Source organism: Lyngbya confervoides BDU141951 (assembly GCF_000817775.3).
GTDB classification, from domain to species: Bacteria; Cyanobacteriota; Cyanobacteriia; order Thermosynechococcales; family Thermosynechococcaceae; genus Lyngbya; species Lyngbya confervoides.
Genome location: NZ_JTHE03000116.1, coordinates 65,429 through 87,660, shown reverse-complemented (window position 1 = coordinate 87,660; position 22,232 = coordinate 65,429). Strand labels below are relative to the sequence as shown.

Annotated in this window: 19 protein-coding genes and 2 tRNA genes; 3 read left to right on the top strand and 18 right to left on the bottom strand. The window is 55.9% G+C overall.

From position 1 onward, the window contains the following. Positions 1-76: 76 nt before the first annotated feature. From QQ91_RS20625 to sufU, 10 genes are all read right to left on the bottom strand, one after another. Positions 77-158: transfer RNA gene (locus QQ91_RS20625), tRNA-Leu, on the bottom strand. A 163-nt stretch (positions 159-321) separates the two neighbouring features. Then, positions 322-1,014 (bottom strand): purine nucleoside permease, encoded by a 693-nt coding sequence (locus QQ91_RS20620; RefSeq protein WP_166278026.1) that lies wholly within the window; start codon positions 1,012-1,014, stop codon positions 322-324. 310 nt (positions 1,015-1,324) lie between these two features. Further along, positions 1,325-2,695: a sensor histidine kinase gene (locus tag QQ91_RS20615; protein WP_166278023.1), complete on the bottom strand. Its 1,371-nt coding sequence runs from the start codon at positions 2,693-2,695 to the stop codon at positions 1,325-1,327. A gap of 27 nt (positions 2,696-2,722) precedes the next feature. Next, the gene (gene hemJ, locus QQ91_RS20610; protein ID WP_166278021.1) at positions 2,723-3,295 is read right to left on the bottom strand and encodes a protoporphyrinogen oxidase HemJ; all 573 of its coding nucleotides are present in this window, start codon (positions 3,293-3,295) and stop codon (positions 2,723-2,725) included. A 72-nt stretch (positions 3,296-3,367) separates the two neighbouring features. Next, complete coding sequence (locus QQ91_RS20605; RefSeq protein WP_166278018.1) at positions 3,368-4,063, bottom strand: potassium channel family protein; 696 nt, start codon at positions 4,061-4,063, stop codon at positions 3,368-3,370. Between the two features lie 100 nt (positions 4,064-4,163). Next, on the bottom strand, positions 4,164-5,501 hold the full coding sequence (locus QQ91_RS20600; RefSeq protein ID WP_166278015.1) for a TrkH family potassium uptake protein: 1,338 nt from the start codon (positions 5,499-5,501) through the stop codon (positions 4,164-4,166). A gap of 3 nt (positions 5,502-5,504) precedes the next feature. Beyond that, positions 5,505-6,722, bottom strand: a complete 1,218-nt coding sequence (locus QQ91_RS20595) for an aspartate aminotransferase (RefSeq protein ID WP_166278012.1) — start codon at positions 6,720-6,722, stop codon at positions 5,505-5,507. Between the two features lie 9 nt (positions 6,723-6,731). Then, on the bottom strand, positions 6,732-7,925 hold the full coding sequence (locus QQ91_RS20590; RefSeq protein WP_166278010.1) for an iron-containing alcohol dehydrogenase family protein: 1,194 nt from the start codon (positions 7,923-7,925) through the stop codon (positions 6,732-6,734). Between the two features lie 92 nt (positions 7,926-8,017). Beyond that, positions 8,018-8,530, bottom strand: coding sequence for a Ycf51 family protein (locus tag QQ91_RS20585; protein ID WP_166278007.1), 513 nt, complete (start codon positions 8,528-8,530; stop codon positions 8,018-8,020). Next, a complete protein-coding gene (gene sufU, locus QQ91_RS20580; protein ID WP_166278004.1) occupies positions 8,530-9,009 on the bottom strand; it encodes a Fe-S cluster assembly sulfur transfer protein SufU in 480 nt (159 codons plus the stop codon). Before sufU ends, QQ91_RS20585 begins: the two co-directional genes overlap by 1 nt. Before the next feature lie 205 nt (positions 9,010-9,214). Here sufU and QQ91_RS20575 point away from each other — a divergent pair, with 205 nt between their 5' ends. Continuing rightward, positions 9,215-10,465, top strand: a complete 1,251-nt coding sequence (locus QQ91_RS20575) for an FIST signal transduction protein (protein ID WP_166278001.1) — start codon at positions 9,215-9,217, stop codon at positions 10,463-10,465. Here the strand turns inward: QQ91_RS20575 and QQ91_RS20570 are convergent. The 6 genes from QQ91_RS20570 to QQ91_RS20545 all read right to left on the bottom strand — a co-directional run bounded on the left by QQ91_RS20570 (position 10,462) and on the right by QQ91_RS20545 (position 16,727). Then, positions 10,462-11,022, bottom strand: a complete 561-nt coding sequence (locus QQ91_RS20570) for an SRPBCC family protein (RefSeq protein WP_166277998.1) — start codon at positions 11,020-11,022, stop codon at positions 10,462-10,464. The two genes, QQ91_RS20575 and QQ91_RS20570, sit on opposite strands and share 4 nt — an antisense overlap. Before the next feature lie 280 nt (positions 11,023-11,302). Continuing rightward, on the bottom strand, positions 11,303-12,709 hold the full coding sequence (rlmD, locus tag QQ91_RS20565) for a 23S rRNA (uracil(1939)-C(5))-methyltransferase RlmD (protein WP_236095993.1): 1,407 nt from the start codon (positions 12,707-12,709) through the stop codon (positions 11,303-11,305). 129 nt (positions 12,710-12,838) lie between these two features. Continuing rightward, positions 12,839-14,032, bottom strand: a complete 1,194-nt coding sequence (locus tag QQ91_RS20560; RefSeq protein ID WP_250833426.1) for an MFS transporter — start codon at positions 14,030-14,032, stop codon at positions 12,839-12,841. Between the two features lie 116 nt (positions 14,033-14,148). Next, a complete protein-coding gene (locus tag QQ91_RS20555; RefSeq protein ID WP_166277995.1) occupies positions 14,149-14,766 on the bottom strand; it encodes an alpha/beta hydrolase in 618 nt (205 codons plus the stop codon). A gap of 84 nt (positions 14,767-14,850) precedes the next feature. Continuing rightward, positions 14,851-15,537 carry an alpha/beta hydrolase gene (locus QQ91_RS20550; RefSeq protein WP_166277992.1) on the bottom strand — a complete coding sequence of 229 codons (687 nt, stop codon included), beginning with the start codon at positions 15,535-15,537 and terminating at the stop codon, positions 14,851-14,853. 179 nt (positions 15,538-15,716) lie between these two features. Continuing rightward, entirely contained in the window at positions 15,717-16,727 is a 1,011-nt protein-coding gene (locus QQ91_RS20545; protein WP_166277989.1) for a succinate dehydrogenase/fumarate reductase iron-sulfur subunit, read from the bottom strand. A 435-nt stretch (positions 16,728-17,162) separates the two neighbouring features. Between QQ91_RS20545 and QQ91_RS20540 the strand changes: the two genes are divergently transcribed. After that, on the top strand, positions 17,163-18,068 hold the full coding sequence (locus tag QQ91_RS20540) for a CoB--CoM heterodisulfide reductase iron-sulfur subunit B family protein (RefSeq protein ID WP_166277986.1): 906 nt from the start codon (positions 17,163-17,165) through the stop codon (positions 18,066-18,068). A gap of 57 nt (positions 18,069-18,125) precedes the next feature. After that, a complete protein-coding gene (locus QQ91_RS20535; RefSeq protein ID WP_166277983.1) occupies positions 18,126-19,853 on the top strand; it encodes a succinate dehydrogenase/fumarate reductase flavoprotein subunit in 1,728 nt (575 codons plus the stop codon). A gap of 974 nt (positions 19,854-20,827) precedes the next feature. Here the strand turns inward: QQ91_RS20535 and QQ91_RS20530 are convergent. After that, a tRNA-Pro gene (locus QQ91_RS20530) sits at positions 20,828-20,901 on the bottom strand. 42 nt (positions 20,902-20,943) lie between these two features. Then, positions 20,944-22,176 (bottom strand): molybdopterin molybdotransferase MoeA, encoded by a 1,233-nt coding sequence (locus tag QQ91_RS20525; RefSeq protein ID WP_166277978.1) that lies wholly within the window; start codon positions 22,174-22,176, stop codon positions 20,944-20,946. Between the last annotated feature and the right edge of the window lie 56 nt (positions 22,177-22,232).

Sequence of the window (22,232 nt, the reverse complement as noted above, 5' to 3'; positions counted from 1 at the left end):
TCTCTCTCCTAACTCAACTGCACAACAGCCCTGAGAAACAAAATCCAGCGCTCAACGAGGGCTGGATTTTGAGATATGCGGATGAAAGGACTTGAACCTTCACACCTTACGGTACTAGAACCTAAATCTAGCGCGTCTACCAATTCCGCCACATCCGCACGGAGTGTTTAATTGTCCTATTTATCATAGTATCAATTGCCACTCTCGCAACGGTGAATTTCGCTAGCTGATTCACCCAGGCGAGAGGCCTGAGATCTCCAGCGCCCCCGAGGACGAGGGCCACTAGAGGTGGATTGCTGCTAGAGGTGGATCGCTGCCGCCCTATCTGGGGACACCATTGTAATCCACCAGGATTTGACCTTGGCGGGTGACGGTGACCTGGGTTTCGACGGTGGGGGCTGAGGCGAGGGGGGGACCGCCTTTGAAGGTAAATGTGGCGCTGCCATCGGGGTTTGTTTGCACGGGTGCTTCGTCCGTGGGGCCAAACATGGTGGATTCAGGGCGATAGACTGATAGCCCTCCATTCTCTCGAATGCCAGCCTGGCGCGCTAAATTTTGGGCGCGGGTGAGAAAGCTCCGCTCGCTGAGAATCGATAGGATCGATTCATTGGGGTCACGCTCCAGACTGCCTCCGCCGACCCCGCCGCGAGCGGGACCGTTGTAAACTACGCTCACGCTGGAGTCGGGACTGACCCGTACCGTTGTTTCAGTCTCGAACTGGGTCGATCCGGGGCTGCCGCCTAAAAAGTTAAACGTGATGGATCCATCGTCGTTGCGCTCGTAGGGCGATTCCACGGCCGGGCCATACATGGATAGCTCCGGTCGATAGGCATTAAGACCCCCATTGGCGTTAATCGCAGCCTGGCGGGCCAGGTTTTTAGCACGGGAGAGAAAATACAGGTTGTCTTCGGACTGGGTTGCGGATGGAATGGCAGGATTGACCTGGGCCGTGGCGGGCACAGCCGAGACCAATCCGGCGATGCAGAGGGTTGCGATCGCAAATGAACGTTTCATGGTAGTCCTCCTTGAACTGTAAATGAATGACCGACGTCTGAATGGGTGAACCTTTAGCGGGTTCACTCATTCCAGGAAAAAGTTAGGTCACAGGTGCTCGAATCCGGCTGTTGATAAGCTAGGGGACAGGTTGGAGTAGAGTTCGCGCTGGGCAGAAGTCTTGACTCCCTCTATCTTCGAGAAAAGCGGGGTAAAGGTTATCCCCAGCCCCATTTTAATGCGACATTTTCGGTTGCCTAGTCAGTAAAGGTTTGACGACTAGTCAGCAAAGGTTTGACGAATTGATCCGGGTACGGGTTCGGAGGAGGTCTTAGGCGGAGGGCTTGCGTCCTTTGCTAGTTCCGATGGGCAGCAAGACGGTGAACTTGGTACCGGTGCCAGGCGTACTAATCACCCTGATGCTGCCCTGGTGCGCCTGGGCGATCGCCTGGGCAATGGCCAGGCCCAACCCAGTTCCTCCCTTGGGTGATTTTCCGGACTGTACCCCGGCACTGGCGGGACGAGAGCGTGCAGAATCCACGCGGTAAAATCGATCAAACAGGCGTGGGATTGCCTCCGGGGGAATTCCCTGTCCTTGATCTTGCACCGTGACCTTGAGGGTCGCTTGGCCCTGGGAGATTTTTCGCGTCAGCTTGAGGGTCACGGTGCCATTGGGAGGACTGTACTGGATAGCGTTGCTGACTAAGTTGGTAAAGAGGCGGCTGATCTGATCGTAATCTCCCTGGAGGGTAAAGGGATCTGTGCCTGGTCCCTTGGGGTCTCGGTCGTCGCCCAGCTGCAGCTGGATCTGGACAGAGTGGGCTTGGGCGATGGCCCTTTGTTCTTCCAGCACCTCCATCAGCAGCGCATCCAGGGGACAATCCTGGAATTGCGACTGTATCATGCCGCTGTCCTGACGCGCTAAAAACAGCAGATCATCCACCAGTCGCCCTAAACGCTGGGTGACCCGCTCCACGGTTTCAAGCTGCTGGCGCTGATCCTGGGGCGTCATCTCCGGGTCGCTCAGGGCTGCCTGGACGTTGGTTTGAATCAGGGCAATGGGGTTGCGCAGCTCATGGGAGGCATCGGCGGTAAATTGCTTCAGGGATTCGTAGGATTCACGGATGGGCTCAATGGCCAGGCGGGAGAGGAACCAGCCAATGGCAGCCACCAGCACCACCAGGGTGCTGGTGCCCAGGCTCAGTTCCAGCACCAGTTGACGGGTGGGCTTGGTGACTTCGAACCAGGGATGACTGACCCGCAAATAGCCCACCAGGTTGCCATCCACTCTGATTTCCTCCGTGAGCTGTCTCCAGAGAACCTCAGGGGTAATCGCGATGGTTTCAGGGTGGTGTGTGAGGTGCACCGGCAAATTCAGTGATTCGGAGAGGGTGGACCAGCGTAAATGGCGCTGGGCATCAAACCACTCCAGCTCAATGCGGTCATCCTCGACGGCCTGGGAATCCTGGCGGAAACTGGCCTCTAGATTGACCTCATAGGAGAGGGCCTGGTTCAGGACCGCTTTGGGTTCAATCACCAGCGATCGCTCCACCACCTCCACCACATGGTGCAGGGTATCGTCCACGCGCTCAATTAAGGTGCTGCGGACGTAGAGATAAAATCCGCTGGCAAACAGCAGCAGCAGAATAGCGGTAACGGCTGTGTACCAGAGGGCCAGCCGTCGCCTGGTGGCCATAAACATGGGATCTCAGGATTGGCAGGGCCAGGACTAGGACTCGGCGTTGGCCTCCAGGGACAGCTTTTCGCGATCGCGTCGTCGCTTCTTGGCGTAGAGCTGAATGGTAGCGGCCATGAAGATCACCAGCCCAAAAATCAGCCACACGGTCAGGTCCGTGGGCAAATTGTTCTTAAAAACCGCTAGCAGCACAATTGCCACCAGCAGCAATGTGGGAGCCTCGTTGAGGGCGCGCAGCTGCTGCCCAGACCATTGGCAGGTGTCCGTGTGGAGTTGCTTCATTAGGCGGATGCAGTAGAAATGGTAGCCAATCAGGGCACCCACCAGGGCCAGCTTGGCATGTAGCCATCCCTGGTGGATCCATTCCGGCTGGGTGACCAGCAGACCGATGGCGCACACCACCGTGACGATCATGCCTGGGGTGGTGATGATGTTCAGCAGTCGCTTTTCCATCAGCTCGTACTGCTTTTTTAAAATTGCGGGGGCCGGATCCGGCTCGTCCTTCGCCTCCACGTGATAGATAAACAGGCGCACCAAATAAAACAGTCCGGCAAACCAAACCACCACGCCAATAATATGAAAGGCTTTAAACCAAAAATATCCCATGATTGCAACTGGCTCAGAAAACAGCGCCCCTCGGTGGGGGATTTCTCTATTTTGCCAGAGCGTCAGGGAGGATTAAATTGGCAGTCGGTCAATGTCCTTGTTGTCCCCAATCACCACCATCACCGCGCCCTTCCATAGGCGTGTATCAAAGCTGGGGTTGATTTCGAGTTTATTTTCTTCCCCAATGGCGAGCACATTCAGGCCATACTGATTGCGCAGATCCAGCTGCGCCAGGGTTTGATTGTGAAATTCCTCTGGCACCACCAGTTCCACAATGCTGTGCTCTGGGTCAATATCAAAGCGATCGAGGATGGAAGGCTTGGTGAGCGATCGCGCCAGGGCGCAGCCGGCCTCGTTCTCAGGAAAGACCACCTGATCGGCCCCCACCCGATGCAGGAGTTTGCCGTGGATTTCGGTGGAGGCCTTGGAGATCACGTGGGGAACACCAGCCTCCTTAAGATTTAAGGTGGTAATAATGCTCTCTTGTAGATAGTTGCCAATGGCCACAATGGCGGTGTCAAACTCAAAAATCCCGGCCTCTGCTAAGGCGCTGGGCTCGGTGGAATCGAGCTGAATTGCGTGGGCAGCAATCTGGCAGTTGAGAGCATCGGCCACCCGCTTTTCGTCAATGTCAGTGCCCAGAACCTCGTAGCCCAGATGGTGCAGGGTGGAACAAACTGCCCGCCCAAACCGGCCCAACCCAATCACCGCAAACTGGCGATCGGTTTTGCGGAGGTTTTTCAGAAGACTTAAGGTGGAAAAGTTCACGATCCCCTTCCTACAGATTGAATGATCCCCATCTTGGCGAGATTTTAAAAATATCTACTAAAAAAATATCTACTAAAAAAAATATCGACAAGCGACACCCCTATCCCACCAGCAGCGATTCCTCCGGATAATGCACCAGACTGGCGCGGCTCTCCCCAATTAGCGCCGACATGAGCAGTAAAATCCCCACCCGGCCCATGTACATTGTCACCACCAACACCAGCTTGCCCAGCCCCGATAGGCTGGCTGTAATCCCGGTGGACAGACCAACGGTCGCAAACGCCGAGACCACCTCAAAGAGAACATTAATAAAGTTCACCTTGGGATCGGTCAGGGCAATGAGCATGGTGGCAATAATGACCGTGGTCAGGGATCCAAAGACCACTCCCAGCGCCTTGAGAATCATGGAGGTGGGCACCTTTCGCTCGTACAGCACCACCTCTTCCTTCCCTTGCAGAATGGTTTGGGTGCAGCTGCTAATCACTCGCAGCGTCGTGGTTTTAATCCCACCCGCGGTTCCCCCGGGGCTGCCCCCAATAAACATCAGGAAAATGGTGAAGAATAAGCCCGCGGTCGTCATTTGGCCCACATCAATGGAGTTAAAGCCAGCGGTGCGAGCCGTCATAGATTGAAACCAGGCCATTAACAGCTTGGTGTCAAAACTACTGCCGGCCAGGGTGTTGGGATTATTGCGCTCGGTGAATAAAAAGGCGACGGTTCCGATCAGCAGGAGAAAAACAGTGGTGCTGGTGGCTACTCGAAAGTTCAGAGAAAAGCTCATGGGCGGCGCGTTTTTCTTAAACTGATGCTGAATCCACTGCATGACCTCAAAGATGGTTTCATACCCAATCCCGCCGAGAATGACGAGCAGGGAAATGACCAGATTGACCCGCACAGAGGACTGAAACCCGACTAAACTATCCGAGAACAGACTAAAGCCTGCATTGTTCCAGGCGCTAATGCTATGGAAAATGGAAAACCAAAGCCCAGGGTAGAACCCCATCTCAGGAATAAAGACGGTCATTAAAAAAAACATGCCGGTCATCTCAAAGATGAGAATCGTGGCAATGATGGAGCGCAGGAGCGGGACGGTGCCCTGGAGCTTTGGCCGATCCATGGCTTGTTGAATGGCCAAGCGATCGCGCAGTCCGAGCTGCCGCCGCCCCAGCAGGATCAGCAGCAGAGTGGTCGCCACCATGTAGCCCAGGCCGCCAATTTGAATCAGCAGCAAAATAATCAGCTGGCCAAAGGTCGAAAAATACGTGGCGGTGTCTACCACAATATGCCCGGTGACACATACGGCCGAGGTGGCGGTAAAGATGGCGGTGATGGGATCGTTCCAGGTCCCCGATGCGGTGGAAAGGGGCAGCATCAGGAGCACGGCCCCGATGGTAATCACCGTGAAGAACCCCAGGCAAATGGTGCGTGATACCCTCATGTCCTAGCTGCCTGAGGGGGAGAGAACCGAAGGACTGCTTTGAAACCGAATATTGGCTTGTTTCATCCGGTCTAAGGCCTCAGCCAGGCGATCGCACTCTGCAATTAAGCTAATGCGCATGAAGCCTTCTCCCCCAGTTCCAAAGGCGTTGCCAGGGGTGACCACAATGCCAGTGGTCTGGAGTAAATGCAGGGCAAAATCGGTGGATCCCATGTTCGGAGGACAGGGAACCCACAGGTACATGGTGGCCTTGGTTTTGGGAATGCTCCACCCCAGATCCCCCAGCCCCGCAATTAAAAAATCCCGCCGGGTTCGGTAGCGATCTTGAACCACCTGCAGGTAGCTGTCGGGAAGATTGAGGGCCGTCTCTGCTGCCTTTTGCAGTACCGAAAAAAGGCCATAGTCTAAATTGGTTTTTAAGGTGCGCAGCCCTTGAATAATATGGCGATTGCCCACCACAAATCCGACGCGCCAGCCCGCCATGTTGTAGGTTTTTGACATGGTGTGAAATTCGACGCCAATCTCCTGGGCCCCCGGAATTTCCAGTAAACTCACGGGTTGGTATCCATCAAAGGCGAGTTCCGCGTAGCACAGATCGTGCACCAGCAAAATTTCGTAGTGTTTGGCAAAGGCCACCACCTCTTCATAGAACCCTCGTGGGGCCACGGCCGTGGTGGGGTTAGAGGGATAGTTAAAGTAGAGAATTTTGGCGCGCCTGGCCACTGCATCGGGAATGGCATTCACATCAAAGAGCCAGTGGTTCTCAGGGGTGAGCATCAGGGGGTAAATTTCTGCCCCAGCGATCGCCGGCCCCCGAAAGTGGGGGGGGTAGGAGGGATTGGGGACCAAAACCGTATCGCCTGGATTCACGTAGGCCAGGGCGAGATGGGTGAGGCCCTCCTTTGATCCGAGTAGGGGCAGCGCTTCACCGTCCGGGTCGAGATTGACGCCATAGCGCCGCTGGTACCAGTCGGTAATGGCATGGCGAAAGCTGGTTTTCCCTTCAAAGGGGGGATAGCCGTGTAGGCTGGAGTCCTGGAGCGCCGTGACCGCAGCATCAATGATGGGCTGAGGCGGGGAGCCATCGGGATTACCCATGCCCAGATCAATTAAATCAATTCCTTGCTCACGAGCCTTTGCTTTCAATTCATCCAGGCGGGCAAAAACGTAAGGCGGAAGAGAACTTAGCCGATCGGCCGGCTTAATCCAGTTTAGACTCATGCAGCTTTCTCAATGCCCCTCAGATGGGTGTGACGGATGATCAACACTGAGGCAATTTTCCACCTCTGGGTTCACTTTTGCCAAGGGGGGCCGGAGAGCGGTGGAGACCATGGCGGCCATGAGCTGATCTGGGGTTACCGAAAAAGGTAAATGATGTAAATCTGAATTGGGGGCGCAGGCCACCTTTGCGGCGGCTTCTAGCTCCGCCAGGGAAATATCCTGCATGCCCAAATCCTTGAGTGTTGTGGGGAGACCGATGGCGCCATAGAACTGCAAAAGCTGGTGGCGAGCCGTGGCCGCCAGCTGGCTTCCCTGCACCTGTTCCTCCAGGCGAAGCTGCACGAGGATTCCGTAGGCCACCTTTTCGCCATGTAAACTTTGGCGGGTGGGGTTCAGGTGGGTTAACCCATTGTGAACCGCATGGGCCGCGACGGTGCGGCATTGCGCCCCGCCCAGGCCCCCGATCACGCCCGCCATCAAAACCGTGGCATCCACCACCTGCTGCCAGTCTTCACCGCCGGGTTCGGCGAGGGCTTTCAGCGATCGCTGCAGCAGAATATCACGCAATACTCGCGCCTGCTGAACTGCGCCAATAATTAAGGTTTCCTGGGACCTGCCGCTGCTCACGGAGGCTTCGTACCACTTCGCCAGGGCGTCGCCAATCCCGGCAATCAGGGTCCGCTTAGGGGCTGAACGAATTAGATCGTAATCTAGGATCAGTAAATTGGGGGCTGTGGGTAGAGGAACATCATACTGAAAGGCGCCGGCATCGGTGTAGACATTCGACAGGGCGGTCCAGGCGGCGCAGGTGGCTGCCGAGGTGGGAATGGTGACGATGGGACACTGACATTGATAGGCCACCAGCTTGGCGGCGTCCAAGGCTTTGCCGCCGCCAACGCCAAGGACAACATCGGCAGATTGTGCCTGCACAGCCTGACGCATCCGTTGAAGCTGCGGTTCGCTACAGTCTGTTCCGTAGGAGATAAAGTGGCCGCTCAGATCCTGGGCGGCAAAGATAGAGGTGATCGGCTCTCGCAGCAAGGCCAGGCTTTGATCGCCGCCTATCACAAGGGGCCGATGGCCGAATCGGGTCAGAAGCGGTCCGACTTCGGCGATCAGACCGCTACCGCGTAGAACCTGGGCCGGAGCAATGGCATTGTAGCGTCCGAGTGGGGGAGGCGCAGGATGGATTGGATTGGACATTCAACAATGGCAAGAAAGCTAGTGGCAAGAATAAGGGCTAAGCGTTAGCTGCTGAACTACAGTGTAGCGCGTTGTTCTGGGGTGCCGATGGTCTAGGCTTTGGGTAGACGATCAAAGGCCTCGGGAAAGACCTGGATACGCATCTGGGGATCGGATCGATCGGTCAGGGATCGGGTCGCCTGCCCCAGAAATACGGGCTCTGACAGACCCGCTTCGGGATGAATCAGGGTGCGTGCCCGGATTAAGAGCTGGTTTCCGTTGCGCCCTAGCCGTCCGGAGGAAAACAAATCAGAGGCTGCCTGCTCCAGGGTTGCCGTCAGCTCCTCCGGGGTGATCTCCGGGGCCACGGCAATCACAGTTTGCTGGGCACCGGTGTCATAAACCAGGGTGTAGCGCGCCGCCCCAGGAATCGACACGCGCGTCAGGGGCGTTAGACTGAGGGCAAACAGGCCAAAGGTTAACACCCCCATAAACCCGGTCACGCCCACCAGACGGAACCGGAAGCCCCATCCGAGGCGAAACGCCACCAGGGCCAGCAGGGCGAATCCCACCGTGGCAATCAGACTCCACTGGGCATACAGAGCAAAACTTTCCTGGGACAGCATTAATCCTCCTCCTCGTTACTGACATACTCTTCACCTAAGGGGGCAGTTCCATGCTCAAGTGCAGCTCGAAGCGTATGCCAGGTGAGGGTGGCGCATTTAATGCGCACCGGAAACTGCGCTACCCCTTGCATGACATTCAGCTTGCGTAACTCTCGGGGAAACTCTGCCTCTCCCTTCATCATGGACTGAAACCGCTGCACCATGGCTAGGGCGTCCTCAATGCTTTTGCCGCGCATGGCATCCGCCATCAAGTCCGCCGAGGACATGGCGATGGCACAGCCCTCCCCTTCAAACTTCACGTCTTCAATGGCCGTTTGCTCGTCATTGAGCTGCACCGTTAGCTCAATGGTGTCCCCGCAGGAGGGATTGTGGCCCCGATGGGCTCGGTGGACCGGCTCGGTTCGTCCTCGATGTCGAGGCTTTTTATAATGTTCCAGGATGACCTGTTGATAAAGGTTGCGGAGGTTATCCAGCGCCATGGGTCATGTTAAAAAACGTAACGGTATATGTCTACTCTAATGCGAACCGTTAAGGTTCAGCTATGTTTTCAAAGGGCTGATCCTCCAGATTGTCCAGTTTAGTTTAAGTCGAGGCCAGTTCGCGTAACTTTCCAGTTACGCTGTAGGATGCTTACATTCTGAATTCTTCTGGATTGTTGATTGCGTTATAAGGATTGCCAACTGGATGAAGTGGACAAACGCACTGTCAACGCTGCCCTCATTGGAAGCTGCGCTTGATGAGGTGATTGCGCAGACGACGGCCGCCCTTCCAGCTCCCCCGGATCTAGCCATACTCTTCATTTCCACGGCCTACACCAGCGAGTTTACGCGGGTGCTGCCGCTGCTGCAAGAAAAGCTGGCGGTGAAGCACCTGATTGGCTGCGGTGGCAATGGCATTATTGGCCAGCCCCTGGGACAGACCCCGGCGGAAATCGAGGCAAAGCCAGCGATCGCCCTCACTCTGGCCCATCTGCCCGAGGTCCGAATCCAAACCTTTCACATTGAGGGGCGTCACCTTCCCGATTCCGATAGTCCCCCCCAGGATTGGGTTGACCTGTTGGGCATTGACCCCCAGGATGACCCAGCCTTTATGCTGTTGGCGGATGCCTCAACGGCTAAGGTTCGAGAGCTGCTTCAGGGCATGGATTTTGCCTATCCCAATGCCGAAAAAATTGGGGGATTGACCTCTGGAAGCTCACTCTTTGGGGGCAGTGGCCTGTTCCTGGAGGATTGTCTTCTCCACGAAGGCACCATTGGGGTGGCCCTAAGCGGGAACATTGTGCTTGACACCATTGTGGCCCAAGGCTGTCGACCCATTGGTCCTCCCTTTCGCGTGACCGAGGCAGAGCGCCACATTGCTCTCCAGGTAGAACTGCTGGGGCGTTCCCTGGGGGCTGCCCTGGAGGCCGGTGCTGAGATTTTAACGCCCCTAGAGGCGCTGGAGGACTTGCTGGAGGATCTGGAGGAGACTGACCGAGCCCTGGCGCAACAGGCCCTCTCGGTGGGCATCGCCAGCAATGAATTTAAGGAAAATCTGGAGCCAGGAGACTACCTGATTCGAGACCTTATCGGTGTGGACCCGAAGGTGGGCGCCATCGCCATTGGAGATCGAATCCGGGCAGGCCAGCGTATTCAATTTCATCTGCGTGATGCCAGGGCGTCCGCCGAGGATATCGAAACCCTGGTTATGCGCTATCAGTCGCGAATTGCAGGGGCTGACAATGCGCCCCAGGGGGCGGTGGTGTTTAACTGTTTGGGGCGGGGCGCAGGGTTCTACGGAACACCCAATCATGATATTCAAACCATTTGCCAATATATTCCGCAGATTCCCATTACGGGCTTCTTCTGCCATGGCGAAATCGGCCCCATTGGAGGGTCGACCTATCTGCATGGCTACACGGCCTCAATCGGTATTTTTCGGTGTAAAGAAGTTTAACGGCAGAGCTTTTGGCGCATTGACCGCAGGTTGTTCGGTAAATCCAGCTTCATGGCCTGTTCTACGAAAAAGCTAGGAACGGGCACCAGCGGTGTTGCCGAGACCGAATAGTGCAATAGGGTGCCCCCATTGAGATCGCTCAAGGTCAGGTCAGCCGTGAAGTCTAAAAAACTTCCTCGTTCAAATTGGAATCGAATGTGGCGCTGCTCTAGCTCGAACACGCGCAGGTAGACATTAACCTGTGCCGTAATAAATAAAAATGATTTTTCTGCGGCCTGATAAATGCGATGTCCGAGATGAGGCGCGTGGGCATTTTCCTCAATCACGCGACTTTGGGTAATATCTGGAAAATAGGTTGACCAGCGGGGATAGTTGGTGACCTGGTCCCACACCTGGCATCGCGTGAGGGGCAGGTACATTCTGGAGTCGAGAGCCCCACCGCAGACCGTGTGGCTGCGGGTGTTCACTAAAATCTCTCCCTGGTGAAGCTTAATGAGTTCCGAATTTGACAGCTGCTGTGCAGCAATTTGCTCTGCGTATAGGGCAGGATGTGTCATGGAAAAACCTTCACTTTAATCCCGGTGATTCTACAAAGAGTTTGCCCAGCCCAGGCCTTAAATCTGCGTGGCTGATAGCTTGCTCCTATGGGTGGGCCGTCAACTGAGCAGGATTGTTTATCCAGCTTTGGTTACTGTTGGCCCGACAGTAGCGTGAGGAACCGAGGGTGAACCGGAACTTCAGTGGCCGCAAATGCTTAGCCTGTAAGGGATTAAGCATGAGGACCCAAATCAACCGAGGTGATCAATTGCCCTAGCTTACTCATTTCGTCCGGAATATTCAAGCAATCAATTCATGTTTTGTCTCCAGGGATAGATAGGCCAGGGCCTCAATATGAGCTGTTTGGGGAAAGAAGTCTACGGGCAGCACCCATTTCAGTTCATAGGGTCCGCTTTGACACAGCAATTGTAGATCGCGGGCTAAGGTGGCAGGGTTGCAGCTGAGGTAGAGGATTGTCCTGGGCTGCAAGCGCTGGATTTGGTCAATGACGGCTCCCTCGCATCCCTTTCGGGGGGGATCTAAAAGAAGCAGATCGGGCGGTTGGGAGATCTCGGCTAAGCGGTGGTCCACCTTCCCTTCTAAAAACTGGACATTTCCCAGGTGATTGCGTTGGGCATTCTCCTGGGCTTGACGAATGGATTCGGGATGCACCTCAATGCCCTGGACCGCCTTGACCCGCTGGGCAAGGGGCAAGGTCAAGGTGCCGATGCCGCAGTAGGCGTCAATCACGGTTTCCGATCCCGTGAGCTGCAGCGCCTCGAACATCCGGTTCACCAACGCTTCGGCCTGTTCGGTATAGATCTGAAAGAAGGTATCGGCCTGAATTTGAAACTCCAGTCCGGCAAAAATTTCTCGGAGGTAGGGGCGTCCTGCCACCGTTTCGGTCCTGGGGCCAAAGATGCGGTTGGTGCGATCGCGGTTTAAATTGAGATTGATGCCCACCACCGCAGGATAGCGCTCCAGCCATTCCTGGGCCTGCTCCTGGATCTGCGGCAGATGGCGATCGCAGGATACCAAGGTGATCAGCATCTCCCCGGTGCGCCGACCAAGGCGCAGGCTTAGGTGACGTAAACTTCCCTGGTGGGTGGTTTCTTCGTAAATGCTCCAGCCTCGGCGGTGGATGTCCTGTTTAAGTTGGGCCAGCAGAGGATTGAACTGCCCATCCTGGATGGGACATTGATTTAAGTTGATTAGCTTGTGCGTACCCCGTTGGTAATAGCCGGCCTTCACCCGATCGCGATCCGGGCTCCAGGCCAGAGGATAGGTGGCTTTGTTGCGATATCCCAGGGGATCCGGGGCCGCCATGACGTCCAGCACCTGGGGATCGGCAAATTTTCCAATGCGGCGCAGGGCTTGCAAAACTTGGTCTTTCTTTTGGGTCAACTGCGCTGCGTAGTCCACTGCCTGCCACTGACAGCCCCCACATTTGTCGGCGACGATGCAGGCGGGGCGCACCCGATGGGGAGAGGGGGTCAGCACCTGCATCAGTTGGGCGTAGGCATAGGTGCGTTTAATATTGGTCACTCGGGCACAGACGCGATCGCCGGGGACCGTATTGGGGACAAACACGGTGGGATGGGCCTCGTCCAAATGGCCAATGCCATCGCCGTGGGCGTTTAGCCCCGTGATGTTCAACACTAGGGTTTGATGAACCTGGAATGCTTCCAGGGAGGAGGGCAGGGACAAGGAAAGGATCCTTTACGAAATCGTCAGTGAGGCGCTAGCCCCTATCTATGATAGATCCACGATAGATCCACGACTCCTGCTTTTCTTGACAAGACACCCGGCACGCCTTGATTCACCGGGGAGCGTCTTCTAAGCCGGTCGGTTTCCTGCGGTTGGCGAGGTGGCGATCGCCCCCAGGGCCAGCAGGGCCAACACCCCGCCAAGGTAGAGTGGGGCATTGGGATGCCAATGGTCGTAGCTCCAGCCTGCAATGAGGGGACCCAGAATCTGGGTCAGGCTGGCCAAGGAGAGAGACCCCCCGCTGACTTTTCCCTGTTCTGCATCCGAGACGCTGGTTGAAATAATTCCGCGAATGGAGGGGGAGGCCACGCCAATGCCCAGGGCAAAAAGAGTTTGGGTGCCGTAGAGATAGTAGCCTGCGGGAATTTGCGTCAGGATGCCGTAAGCTAGAACCGCTGCCGAAAACCCTGCCAGCGTCAGGCGAAATTCTCCAAAGCGGGGCAGTAGCTTGCGAATCAATCCCCCCTGCACCAGGCTGGAGATGACCCCAACCCAAAACAGGACGCCGCCGGATTGAATGGGGCCCCAGGCAAAGCGATCGCGGACCCAAACCACAAAAATATTGGTAAATCCTGAAAAGGCCAGAAAAAACAGGAAGTAGCCCACCAGTAGATTCCGCAGCTGGGGGCGTCTCAGGAGATCCCAAAGCTGACCCAGGGGATTAAAGTCCTGGCGCGTGAGTGGACTGCGGCGCGGGTTCTGGATCGATTCCGGAAGAAAGCGATAGGCAAATATAGAATTGAGCAAGGCCACGGCTCCTGCTAGGAAAACCGGCAGCTTGAGGCTAATGCCTGCCAGTGCCCCGCCTAGTAGGGGGCCGAGGATAAAGCCAATGCCAAAGGCTGCTCCAATCAAGCCAAAATTTTGGGTGCGCTCCTGGGGAGACTCAGAAACATCGGCAATGTAAGCCTGGGCTGTGCTCACCAGACCGCCGGTAATGCCATTGACAATCTGAGCGACAAACATTAGCCAGAGGCTTTGGGCGATCCCCAGCAGGAAAAAGGCGAGGGCCGTGCCGAAGGTGCAAACAATCAGCACAGGCCGCCGACCCACACGATCGGATAGGGACCCTAAAATGGGGGCTGCCAGAAACTGGGCTGTGGAAAAGCTAGCCGCCAGGGCTCCAATGGTGAGAGCATCGCTTTTAAACTGAGCCACCAGAAAGGGCAGCACCGGAAAGAGCAGGCCTCCCCCCATGACTTCGATGGCTAAGGCAACCACCACAATAGTGAGGGGGGAAAGCGGAAGACGAAATTTAGACACGGAGGCTGAACCAGGACCGGGAATACTAAGGCCTGTTCATCATAGAGGGCGGAGCAGGTGCAGGAGTAGTTGCCCTTAACCCTCAGCTATTCTGCCCGAGGCGATCGCGGTGGACATTAGGGCTGTTCGGTTTCCGGTTGTTGACAGTTGCACAGCAAGCTTTTAATCAGCCCCAGGGGGCCTGCCAGGGTTTGGCGGCTTCCTGAAACCAGGCGAGACACTTGCTTTGCAGTTTTTTGTAGCTTCTGCCCGTCAATGAACAGCTCTCGGGTGGGGTATTTTTCAATAAATTCCAGCGCAGACACCTGACCATCGTCGCTAGTGGAGAGCACAATGGTCGACCGAAGCGCCTGCAAGTTAGCTTCCCGAGCGGGCGTGTGTAAAATTTGACCGACTTCGTATAGGGCATATTCCGCCGGCAGAAAGTTCAAAATGCGATCCATGAGCTTGCTGTCCAGGGGGATTGGATGATTGAGGGTGCGGCGCACCGTCTGGGGATCTTGATTGGCGGCCTGGATGAAGAACTGAAGTTTTGGAGAAGCAACGCCGGTTTGGGCAAAGCGATTTAACTCTGCCAGGGTAATGGACTGACCAAAGAGCCCGTAGGTAAACACGATCTTTTCCGCGGCCATCGCCCTTGGACTGATCCCCGCCCCCCCCAAGAGTGTGCCCAGCAGACTCAGGGTTAGCAGGAGTCGTCGGGAAGGTAAAAGGGACTGAGAGACAAGCGTCATGGTGATTTAAAGGGCAAAGACGAGACAGACAGAACAAAGTAGGGATGGGGGTATCTAAAACCCTATCTCCCAGAAAGAGTCGCATCAGGGCAAGGAGCCTGGCTCATCTGGCTCACAGTCTTTCTCGGCCAGGGTAGGGAGATTCGGGTCCGCGGCCAGGGGAATGAGGGGGGGCTTTGATCCGGCAGGGGGAATCGCGGCTGCCGGACAATCGCACAGCTTATTTTGCAAAAATCCCTGGGCAAAGCTCAGCATTGGTCCCATCTCGTCCATGAAGCGTTTGACCTTTTGAATGGAAGCCTCCATCTGAGTCAGATCTAAGTCCACAGTGGGGTTCGGATAGTGACGGAGAAACTCTAAGAGAGATATTTTGCCATCATCGGCTAGGGATCGATCAATAGAGGTTCTCAAGGCGGTAAAGTTGGGACGAGTTTTCTGACCCTGCGAATCAATGACGCCGTTGATCTTTTCCAGAAAGAAAGATTCGGTGCTTCCCTCCAGGTATTGGAGGGTGGAATCGGGAATTGCGATCGCTTCGGTGAGGAGTTGGGGAACCAGGGGCGGCATCTGAAACGTTGGACCCAAAATCTCCTGGAAGGGGCGATTTAATTCGCCCGCCTCAATGAGTCGAGATAGCTCAGCCACGTCAATGGATAGGGCGTACCCTCGGTAGGATAGGCGCACAGTTTCCGCAGCTTGCACCGGTGAGATCAGCACCGTTAAGAGGGTGAGCAGGCTGCCTCCGGTCAAGGTGCGAACAAGCGATGGCACAGGAACCTCCCCGCTAAAACTAGGGCAAAACTTGAGATCACCCAAATGCAGTAGTCGCAGCTTAACCCATACACTGCCAATGTCCTGGAAAATCTTTATGAAAAGATAGTTTTGGTCCTCGCGGGATTGAGGGAGGATGTTTTAGAGCCTTGAAAAATCAGGCGACCTGGCTAGATGGATCAAGAGATCCACGGCTCAGGAACCGCGGCTTGGGCCTCCTGCTGCTGGACCGCTTCAATGAGCGATCGCACTTCCTCGACTCCGGCTGAGGCTTCAAAGGAGAGGGGAAACTTGCGGCTAGCCACCATGCGCAGTCCCAAGGGGACCAGACTTAGTAAACCGCGGACATCGCGGAAGTAGTTGCCCACCACCATCAGGCCAAATTTGCGCTCATCAATCCAGCCTCCCTGCTTCACCAGATCCACCATCACTTTGCGATGACGGATGGATCGGCTGTCGGCGGCTTGCTTGCGCGGCAAAATTCGTTGCTTAAGATGGCCAATTTGATCTAGGGGCGCTACCTGGAGCGGACAGACTGAATTACACATATAGCAGCGGGTGCAGCCCCAGACGCCCTGGGTGCCCTGGCCGTATTGTTCCAGGCGTGCCTCCGTGGCGCGATCGCGAGAATCGGCCACCATTCGCTGGGCTTTGGCAAGGGCATGGGGGCCAACAAAATCAGGATTCACTTCCCGAGCGTTGCATTCGGAATAGCAGGCCCCGCACAAAATGCAGTTGCCGGTTTGATCAAGCTGGGCCCGTTCCTGGGGGGATTGTAAAAACTCGCGTTCGGGAATCGATCTGGCCTCGGTACTCACGTAGGGATCCACAGCCTCCAGGTTATCCCAGAAGCGCTGCATGTCTACAACCAGATCCTTAATCACGGGCATATTGCCCATGGGGGCAATGACCAGTTCCGGAATGTCTGTGGATTGGGGTTGCCGCTCAAGCTCTTGACGGATAGTTTCTTTGCAAGCCAGCGCCGAGCGACCGTTGATGCGCATCCCGCAACTCCCGCAAATCACGTTGCGGCAATTTTTTCGAAACGCAAGGGTGCCATCTTGCTCCCATTTAATGCGATTGAGGCAGGTGAGAATGGTATCCCCCGGCTGGACGTGATCTAAGGTATAGCTCTGAACTGTGGGGGCAGCTTGGATCTGCTGGCGAAGGACCTTAAACAAAACTTGCATGGTTTGGGTTTAGCCCAGGGGCATTAGAGAACAGCTAGGTCAATCTCGGGTTTGGCCGCACCAGAGAGCCTCAAAGCGCAATGAAATTTCCAGGACTGATGCCTAACCTCTTTTATCTTACTGATTCGCGGCGAGGCTGTGAACGAGCCCATGCCTGCGCTTTGCCTGGCAGTGATCTAGCGTCTGATCTACCCCTAAGGGGGAAATTTGGCGGCGAAAGTTAATATTTCTAAAATAAAGTTGTTTTAAGTTCATGATTAATCGACTTCATCCTGCCTTAGCTCACAAAGCTTCCAAAAGATCTAAGATCTGATTCCCCTGCGCGGTCGTTGCGGTTTATACAATGGAGACACAAGATGGTGAAATGGGCCGTGGAGAGCCTCTAAGGATCTACCGTTTCATTTCCACCCCCCCTGACCTACCGCGTTTTGATCCATGGCCACGTCCCTTAAATATGCCTACTATCCAGGTTGTGTTGCCCAGGGTGCCTGCCGCGAACTGTATCAATCCACCCATGAGATGACCCAGGCCTTAGGAATTGAGCTTGTGGAACTCAAGCAGGCTGCCTGCTGTGGGTCTGGAACCTTTAAAGAAGAGTCCCAGCTCTTGGAGGATACGGTCAACGCCCGCAACATTGCCCTGGCGGAGCAGCTCAATCTCCCCCTGCTGACCCATTGCAGCACCTGCCAGGGGGTGATAGGTCATGTGGATGAACGCCTCAAGGAGGCCCAGACCCATGATCCAGACTATCTTGCCCAGGTGAATCAGCTTCTTCAACAGCAGCGCTGTGCTCCCTACCAAGGCACGAGTGAAGTCAAGCACCTGCTTTGGGCCTTGGTTGGCGACTATGGCCTGGAAGCGCTGACCCGACGGGTTCGCCAACGCCTGGTGGGCCTGAACTGCGCGGCCTTCTACGGCTGCTATCTGCTGCGTGCCCAGAAAACCCTTCCCTTTGATGACCCCCATTACCCCACTTCCATGGAGAATCTATTTGAGGCCCTGGGGGCGATGCCTGTCTACTATCAAGGCCGCACCCAATGCTGCGGGTGGCCCCTCTCTAGCTATGCCACCCAGCAGTCCTTTCAGATGGCGGGGGGGCGCATTCAAGTGGCGATCGCTGCGGGGGCTGACTGTCTGGTGACGCCCTGTCCGCTGTGTCACCTCAACCTGGACTCGCGCCAGCCGGAGGTGGAAAAGGTGGTTGGGCAATCCTTGGGGCTGCCGGTGCTGCACCTACCGCAGCTGGTTGGCTTAGCCCTTGGGATTGAGCCGACTAAGCTGGGACTAGAGCGCCACGTCGTCTCGACCCGTCCCGTTTTAGAAAAGTTGGGGATAGCGTAGCAAAATCAAGCTGGTTTGGCAAAATCAAGAAGGATTGAGGAGAGAGCGAACTCAGCCATGTTAGAGCATGACGTTGTGATTGTGGGCGGAGGATTGGCCGGATGTCGGGCTGCCCTGGAAATGAGCCGAATTGCGCCCCATCTGGATCTAGCAATGGTGGCTAAGACCCATCCGATTCGCTCCCATTCCGTGGCGGCCCAGGGGGGAATTGCCGCCACGCTGAAAAATGTGGATGACCTGGATAGTTGGGAAGCCCACGCCTTTGATACGGTAAAAGGCTCAGACTATCTGGCTGATCAAGATGCGGTGGAGATTTTAGCCCGAGAGGCGCCTGAGGTCGTGATTGACCTGGAGCATTTGGGGGTGTTGTTTTCGCGGCTAGAGGATGGCCGAATTGCCCAGCGCGCCTTTGGCGGTCACAGTCACAGGCGCACCTGCTATGCCGCCGATAAAACCGGGCACGCCATCTTACACGAGCTGTACAACAACATCCTGCGCCAGGGGGTCACCATTTACGACGAGTGGTACGTGCTGCGGTTGATTCTAGAGGACAACCGCGCCAAAGGGATTGTCCTGTACCACCTCCTGGACGGGGCGCTACAGGTTCTGCGCGCCAGGGCGGTGATGTTTGCCACTGGCGGCTATGGGCGGGTGTTTAATACCACCTCCAATGACTTTGCCTCCACCGGGGATGGACTCTCGATGGCGGCAATGGCCGGGGTGCCCCTTGAGGATATGGAGTTCGTGCAGTTTCACCCCACGGGACTCTATCCGGCGGGAGTGCTGATTTCCGAGGCGGTGCGGGGAGAAGGTGCCTACCTGATTAATAGCGAGGGCGATCGCTTCATGGCCACCTATGCCCCCAAGCAAATGGAGCTTGCGCCCCGTGACATCACCTCTCGTGCCATTACCCGCGAGCTCCGGGCCGGGCGAGGCATCCATCTGGATGGGAGTGCTGGAGGACCGTTTGTCCATCTAGACCTGCGTCATATGGGGCGTGAAAAAATCATGAGCCGAGTGCCCTTTTGCTGGGAAGAGGCCCATCGGCTGGCGGGGGTGGATGCGGTGCATGAGCCGATTCCTGTGCGCCCTACGGTTCACTATTCCATGGGAGGGATCCCTGTGAATATTGCGGGCCAAGTGCGCAGCAGCGCCGAGGGCTTGGTGGACAATTTCTTTGCGGCGGGAGAATGTGCCTGCGTCTCGGTGCATGGGGCCAATCGCCTGGGCAGTAACTCGCTGTTGGAATGCGTGGTCTATGGTCGTCGCACTGGGGCCACAATTGCCCACTATGTACAAGACCAAGATTGGCCGGACCTGGATGAGTCGCGCTATCTCCAAGAGGCTCAGGATCGGCTGCAGCAGCTTCTCGATCAGTCCGGGGAGCTTCGCATTGATCAACTGCGACAGAGGGTTCAGGACTGTATGGCCAATCACTGCGGCGTTTTTCGGACGGATGAGACTATTTCGGAAGGATTACAGCAATTACAAGCGTTGAAGCAGCAATATGTCCAAGTTCGTCTGGATGATTCCGGCAAGCTGTGGAACACTGAGCTGATTGAGGCGCTAGAGCTGCAAAGCCTGATGGTGGTGGGAGAAGTGATTATGACTGGGGCGCTCCAGCGGCGAGAAAGTCGCGGTGCCCATTCTCGGGAGGATTTTCAGCGGCGAGAGGATGAGACTTTTCTCAAGCATACTCTGGCCTACTATTCCCCTGAGGTCATTCACCTGCACTATATGCCCGTGACCCTGACGATGTTTGAGCCTCAAGAGCGCAAGTATTAGACAAGGACTAAAACTGCACCGCCGGGAGGAGGCGATCGCATAGGAGGATCCCGTCCCCATCGGCGTAGAGATAGCGGCCAGAGCAAAATTCCCCCTTGCTAAAGAACAGGGGGAGATCTACATCGCTGCCGGGGGCATCGATCCCCTTTGGGGGACAGGTGCCCAGCGCCCAAACGGCAATTTCAATCCCAAAGTGGAATAGCGATGGGCTGAATCACAGATACAGTAAGGCCTTTGAGCATGGTCGGTTAGGGGTGGTGGTAAAAACGGTGGTAACCGATGGCTGAAACGACGTAGTTTCGTTCTTCAGATTGGGCGGTAGAGAGAGAGCCTGGGGCACGATAACGGCCACCGTTGCGCAAACAATCAAACCCATAGCGATGGTCAGGACGGTGAAGGTGAGCCGATTGAACTGCTCATCCCATTTTTCTGATGAGCGCTCTAACCTTTCCACCGATTGCTCTAGCTTGGCGATCGCTTCTGAATTTCGCTCAACCAGCGACTTCGATGCGGTCTAGGCGATCGGGTGATGCTGTGGTTATGATTTCCCCTTATTCCCTTGGCGGGATTCAAACTCCTCACAAGCCCTCTCGATCAAAATCTCAACCAGGTTGCTAACGCATCTTTTTTCCGTCTTGGCGAACCCCTCTAGACGTGCTTTCAGGGCAAAATAGGCTCATTAAAAAGGGCGATCGCTCAGCCCTGGACAAGCAAGCGATCGCCCCTTGGTGGTGCAGAAAAGTCGCTGCCCTATCCTATGCATCCCAGCAGGGGTAGAGGATGCACAAGTGGTCATTCCGATCCTTTCCAGCGATCGCTGGCTTATCTCACCTTCCTTGAGCTTGAAATACCACCGGAGTCTCAGCATTTCCCCGGTTGTTTCAATATGAATTTTCATCTTGGGCTAAAACTTGGGCTACAGAACAGCCAAACAAGCCTTATCAGCCCCTATTGATAAGGTATTTTCCAGCGAATCGGAGCGGCGGGATTTGAACCCACGACCCCCACTACCCCAAAGTGGTGCGCTACCAAGCTGCGCTACGCCCCGTTAAGGTTTCCACCTTAACACAGAAACGGGTCCCTTTTGCAATCAAATTCGCATCACGGTCATTGATTCTCCCGCCCGAATCTGGGGGCGATCGCAACTTAAAACCCCCAGGGCATTGGTTTGAGCGAGATTGATCAAATTGCCTGAGATCTGATGCCCTGGCGCGGGTCGGAACTGATAGTGGCCTCGGTCCCAGTCCAGATGCCCCCAAACGTAGGTTTCCCGTCCCCCTCCCGAGGCCAAGGACTCCAGGGCGATCGCTTGGACAAAGTCGGGTCCCACTCCCTGCTTGAGTCCTGCACATTTGCGCAGAGCAGGTTGCACGAAGCGCCAAAAGCCTACTGGAGCAGAGACTGGATTGCCCGGCAAGCCAAAAAACAGCACTGGCCGCTGGGCCTGGTCAAATTCAAAGGTGGCAAAGGTGAGAGGCTTGCCGGGCTTCATCGCCACGGACTGAAAATGCAGCTTTCCACCTAACCGTTGCAACGCCTGGTCCACATAGTCGTAGTCCCCCACCGACACCCCGCCAGTGGAAATGACTATGTCAGCCGCAGCAAGGGCCTCGGCAATAGTTTCAGTCACCTCAGACAGCTGATCGCCCACCGTTTGGAAATGTTGGGCGATGGCCCCTGATTCTTGCACCAGAGCCGATAGAATATAGCGATTTGAATCGACGATTTGTCCCGGTTGCAGGGGTTGTTCCGGGGCCACCAGCTCATTCCCCGTGGAGACCAGCGCCACCCTGGGCTGACGCAGGACCGGAACGTCACAGCACTGCACGGTGGCCAACACAGCCAGATCCGCCGGTCCCAGCTTAATTCCCGCTTCCAAGAGGGGAGATCCGGCCTGGTAGTAGCTGCCCCGGCGTCGCACAAAGGCTCCCGGCTGAGGCCGCCGTAGAATCTGGACCTGATTTCCTGTTCGCTGGGTATCCTCCTGCATGACGATGGTATCTGCCCCTTGGGGGAGCATGGCTCCGGTAAAAATGCGGGCGGCTTGCCCCGAGGCAAGGGACCGATCGGGCGCCACCCCGGCCGGGATTTCCATCACCACTTGCAGCAGTTGTGGTGTGGTATCGGACTCACCGTGTAAATCTGCTGCGGCGATGGCATAGCCATCCATCGCCGAGTTATCCCAGGCTGGTACATCCGCACTGCCGCGCACTGCCGAGGCAAGAATGCGTCCCAGAGCTGCTGGAATAGAAACCTGTTCCTGATCGCGGAGGGGGTGAACCTCCCGAATAACGCGATCAAACGCCTGCGCAACCGTTAGCATAAACTCCTGGGCTTGTGTTACATCCTGATCATGATGGTGGAAAAGCGGTTCTTGAG